Origin of the sequence: Endozoicomonas sp. SESOKO2, assembly GCF_024606245.1 — a bacterium.
GTDB lineage: Bacteria > Pseudomonadota > Gammaproteobacteria > Pseudomonadales > Endozoicomonadaceae > Endozoicomonas_A.
In genome coordinates, this window is the sequence record NZ_JAHHPQ010000036.1 from 1 (window position 1) to 5,386 (window position 5,386).

General features: G+C 46.1%; 2 protein-coding genes. Both read right to left on the reverse strand.

Going from position 1 to position 5,386, the window contains the following annotated elements:
• Positions 1-352: 352 nt before the first annotated feature.
• Positions 353-1,741: a hypothetical protein gene (locus KDK17_RS00810; protein ID WP_257287132.1), complete on the reverse strand. Its 1,389-nt coding sequence runs from the start codon at positions 1,739-1,741 to the stop codon at positions 353-355.
• A 275-nt stretch (positions 1,742-2,016) separates the two neighbouring features.
• A partial coding sequence (locus tag KDK17_RS00815; RefSeq protein WP_257287133.1) for a transglutaminase domain-containing protein occupies positions 2,017-5,386 on the reverse strand: 3,370 nt, incomplete at its 5' end.

Sequence of the window (5,386 nt, forward strand, 5' to 3'; positions counted from 1 at the left end):
TTATAAGCAGGTAGGCTTGTGTAACGGGTTGCCTTTTGATGTTCGTATACCTAATGAAGAAACCCTTAAAACTTTCGAAGACACAGGCAAGGGTTTAGGTTTGACTCGATATGATTCTATGGAAGAAATGTTTAATGATCTGGACAAATAATGATGCTTACTCCAGTACGGTCAACGAAATTCAAAAAGGATTATAGATCTGGATCACATTCTGATTTATTTGGCTAGCGACATAACATAATCGGGATTGGGCAGAGCCTCACGGCTCTGCTCCTCCCGCACCACGAGCCATACGGATCACGTAGCGGGGAAGTTCCCTCTGGCGACTCGACTGGGAACGAAGAGATCGTGTTTAGCCATCATTGTGGCGGTTTTTCAGTTCGTTATACAGAGTTTCAGAATAGGCATTTGACACCAGCTTGATATATTCATCGAGGGCCATTTTTCTGAGTTCATCCGTGAACAACAAAGAACCAATGGCGGCATCCGATATCAAATTAGTTGTAATCTCTTTTCCTTCTTTTTCGAACTTCTCCAGTTTTTCCCTTGAGTCCCGGATGGATTTATTTACTTCCTCCCTCACGGCACCCCGGCAGTTTGCCACAAACTGGCGTTCTTGCTCGGGAGTAAGAGCAGGTAAAGGTACATTGCTGTACTGAATCTTTTTTGCCACCAGCTCGAGTAATTCAGAAAAGTTTTTACCACCTGGAAAAAATTGCTGAATGCCTGCCTGAGACAGGTTGAGTACGGGTGAATTCCCCATTAGCTTTAGCATTTTAATCCCGTCTTCACCCGTGAATGACTCGGGTTGTTCTTTAATCCCCAACGCAAGCTCCCGGGCTTCTTTGAAAATAAGACCGGCATTGAAAGAATCCCCTCCCATATCTTTAATCCAGCCTTTTACGGCTTTTTTAAAGAAGCTATGGGATAGCTTCTGACGCAAAGCAGTATGATCCTGGCCGTACTGAATATCAAAGTCAGTCTGATAAGCAGTGTCAGAATCGTCCAACCCATTTCTTCTTATTAGATAGGAACGCAGATCATCTACCAACATAATCGACTTCGATTCTTTATCGTATTGAAACACCAATGCATCACTCGTCAAATCAACAGCAGCATTATCAGGCTTTTGCGCAGAATCTTTCTGTGGAGGCAGCTTCAACGCATTTAATAGCAACAGAGCCTCTTTTTCGGTTATTTTGTGCGTTGCGGGGTCATACCCCCGAGAAAAACAAGCATCAAATACCTTATTGACGTCAGCGTCAGGAAAAGCATTCTGAAGTGCAGCTTTGAAACTATCATTGACCTCAACACGCGTTGGCTCTTTATGCTTTGGCCTGAACAGTCGGCCAATCCATGACGTTTTCGGAACAATCTCACCCGATTTGGAATTATAACTAACACATTCTGTGAGATACGCTGCCTGATGCTTATCCGTCTCAGAAGAAAAAGCAGACAAAATAGCCCGGGAAAAGTGAACCGGGGCACGCTTACTTAAAACAGGTGAAGGGGGTGTGGCTGCCACATCCCGTGCCAAAATACTTTTCTCCTCCAAGGTAGAACCGGAGGCTTCAGGCGATGGAGTATATCGCCGGGAATTATCCACCGAACTGACCCGATATCCAAATATTAGTGCTTTAGCAGCCCTACTAACCGCAGCAATACGACCCTCGCCCTGATCCAGAGTCATTCTGTAAGTATGCTTGCACCCCTCCATACGGCTCATTGGCTTTTGATCCATTGGTTTATCATCTTTGTATTCACCTTATGTGCTATGTCGGCTAAAAACTCAGGTGGATTAAATGAGTGAGACTTTCGTTAACGATTAGTGCAGCTAAGCGTTAGCATCCGTACCATTTCAATTCGCTCCCATGCTGCTGCATCGGAGTGATTCCAGTAGAAGGAATGGATCAACCAAATTAGTCGGGATAAATCTATGACTGAAGCAAAACCGTTCACAATTTCTAAAGGGCTTGTTTGGCAAGTCTGGGAGAGTGAATGACCAGAGAGTCAGCGTCAGTTATGAAATGACTCATAAATCGAATCCAAATTCACGCTGTTCAAAAACTCTTCGGCAATGTTTGTCAGCTCATCGGGTTTGAGTATCAAAGCGTTGCTGGCGTTGTGCGCCTGCCGTAAGCAGGCATCCTTGCCAACTTCCTGAAGCCAGCAAGAGTTATCAATTGCAGACATCATGGCGTGCAGCTCTTCTGGTGAGGATGGGTCATGAGCACCATGGCTTATTGAGTCCCAAGCCCCCACGACGGCGATACTGGCATCGGCCCAACAATATGATAAGCAGCCGCCTTTTGAATGTGTCACACCATACAGGTAGTGACTGAAGGCCTGTTGAATCGCTAGCTTGTATTTCTTTGTTAAATTATTCGCAAGTTTCTTCTCCTCACGCTGCACCCGGAGGGACTCCAGATCGCTCTTGATATCAAGCCGTTTTTTCTCATATTCTTGTTCTTTAGCTTGATATTGATCATAAAGAAGTGTTGATTGATTGTCGTCAGTTTCACCAGGTCTCATTAAACGCAAGTCGTCGAGTTCGCGTTTGAGTTTATTCAATGCTTTCAAAACATTGCGTAATTCTTTATTCATTTCCTCATATTTATTGACCTTTTCCAATATAAGCTTCAAATCCGGGTTGTTCTCAGCTTGACGTTGGAGCAGGGCTGCGACTTTTTCATTAAGCGCTGTTCTTCGCCAGAAAGGTTGTCCCGTGATAATCACCGGACGCTGGTTCGGCCTGCCCGAGTTTAACTGCACAAACGCGGGATCATGGGCCAGCATGCGTTCTATATCCGGAATGCCCTCAGGTTCGTCCGTCCAGACGGTCTGTAAAGATACATTTAGAATCTGACTTTCAAGGGAATGGGAAACCCCGTCGTGGCAATGAGTCATGAAGAAGGCATTATCTTCTTCCTTTTGGAAGTTTTTATAAGCCGACCGCCATGCCTGGCTATTTTTTTCTCTGGACAACAGATTCTTATACCAGCTTTTCAGGCAATGGGCGGCTTGAGCCTTCAGTTCATCGATATCTTCCAGACCCACTAATAGCGCATGATGTGCGGCCTTCAGCATTTTGTCCTCATAAGTCGTCGGTGGATTCAGCCAACCCGATTTCAGGGCTTCACGGGCAAGCTGCATAACCGAAGGTCTGGTTAAGTCACTGAATTTCAGTATATCTACCATTGAACTCAACCAGTGCTGAGGGTTTGCGCCGGCCTGTACAATCATTTTTGAATAGAGTGACTTGAGTGGTTCAATGACCTGATCTTCATTATCGTTGGACAATATTTCTCTTATTGCTTCCTGCATCGGTCTATAGGTATAGGTACGCTGAACTTCGCGAATCTCATCACAGATCAGTTCCTCCTCATTAGTGCCCAATTTATCGTTGAACAATTTTTCTCTCATTGCTTCCGGCATCGCTTCATAGGAATAGATAAGCTCATCTTCGCAAATCACATCACAGACCAGACTCTTCTCCTCAGGGCCCAATACTTTCGTGTCCAGCGACTCTAATAGCGAGACGCCCATAGAAAAACTGGCCAGGTTTTTTTCCTTCCAAAGGCTCTGTACTATTTCGGAAATATTTAGATGGGTTGGCAGCAATGCACTGTCTGTCTCAATGGCTTTGTTCAGCTCATCAAGATTCATGCCATGGGCTTTAGCCAGAATTTTCCGTTGTTCTGAATCAGCCCCTTTCAGGAGATCCCTGACTTTCTTCGGCACAATGTCAGAACCACTGACCCGCCTGATGGGCTGGAATTCAGGTTTGATGCCTGTTGACTCTACTGGCGCCCCACCCAAATGCATTGACTTCCAGGTTAGGCCTCCATCCAGAGAATACTCTGCAAAGGTGTGGACACCGTTACCAATTTGCCTGCATGGAATCTCAAAATAACGACAAAAAGCAACAAAAACAGGCACACGGTGACGACAGCTACCTTGCTGCTGTGTTACGAGGAAACGAAAGAAATTTTCTTTGGCTTCTGGTTCAGCTTCACCGGAAAACGCCATGCAATAGTCCGCGATCGCCTCAATGCGTTGCGTCGCGTTTTGAGCGTTTTTTATCGCCCGCAACCCCTCCTGTGCCTTGATTGGTTGTTCGCCAATGGCCGTAAGCACTTCTTCCAGCACTGTTTTCATACCTTCGGAGCAGTGGGCGTCAAAACGTGTTGATGGTTCTGGTTTGGCTCCTTTAGCGGGAGCGGGTGTTTTTTTGCCCGGTTTTCTGTGTTCCACGACATAAGTAAGTTGTTCAATATAGAGAGGTTTGATCTCATGAAAACACAGTGTGTGAAGTCCGCTATATCGGTCCCTGACCAGGGTAAATGGCAAATCGGGTTTTATACGCAGACCCACGATATAGTCGTCGGGCGTCAGGCTGGGCAATGAATATCGACCATTGAACGATGTATCGTTAAGGGTTCCCAGCGTTTGATTTTCGGTTAATGTCACTTCCTGGTTCTCACCTGGTAACAGGGCAGGTATGAGGACTTCGACTCCCTGCATGTGTCGATCATTAATATCGATCTGTTTGACCTCGCCCTCTGCAGTAACATGAACATCACGTACCCGCTTCCGATATATCCCGGAAGAATGGTTCTGCATATCAAAAATTTTATAATCGTAAACTTTCGACTTGCCATGAGACTCATAGTCCGTCATTTGGTCCAGTGCTGGAGCCTGTATCCCGCAGGCCTCCGGAATGTATTTTTCAGGAGCTTTAACATCGGCAGCAGTCAACGCTTTGTCAGTATGTTGTGGCACGTATTGTTCGTGAGCTTTAGTATCGGCAGCAGTCAACGCTTTGTCAGTATGTTGTGGCACGTATTGTTCGTGAGCTTTAGCATCGACAACAGTCAACGGTTCAGGAGCGTTATCACTGCCAACAGCTGACGCTTCGTTAACAAAATCGTCAACCAGATGGTTCAGCAGATCACTCATCTGATGCCAAAGCTCAGGACTCCATTGAACGCCATGAGAGTTCCATGCACTTATCCGCCGATCAGCCTCCTGAAGATAAGGCTGGTTAGCTGACATTTTCAGTGTTTGTTTCTGTTCTTCCGTCAGGGGAAATATCCGATTAACGTCCACGCCCGTCTGGCCAAACTCATGATCAAACCAACGGTGCTGGCAGTGTTGGTAGAGTGTCTGGGTGAGAATATCGTCCGACTCATCAGGCTTCTGGGGAAGACCGGTTGCCTGCCATCTGGCCTGAGCTACCATCCTGATGATTTCCGTTCTGGCTTCTTCTTTACTCAGACGAGTCTTAATACGAATTTCATGGTGCTTCTCATCAATACTGTTGAGATCACTGCGTCCTACTACCCACGGACGATCAGTGTCCGATACCATTTGGTTGAACCAATGG

Coding starts and splice junctions, on each gene's coding strand:
- KDK17_RS00810 (WP_257287132.1), bottom strand. CDS start 1,741: ATGGATCAAAAGCCAATGAGCCGTATGGAGGGGTGCAAGCATACTTAC.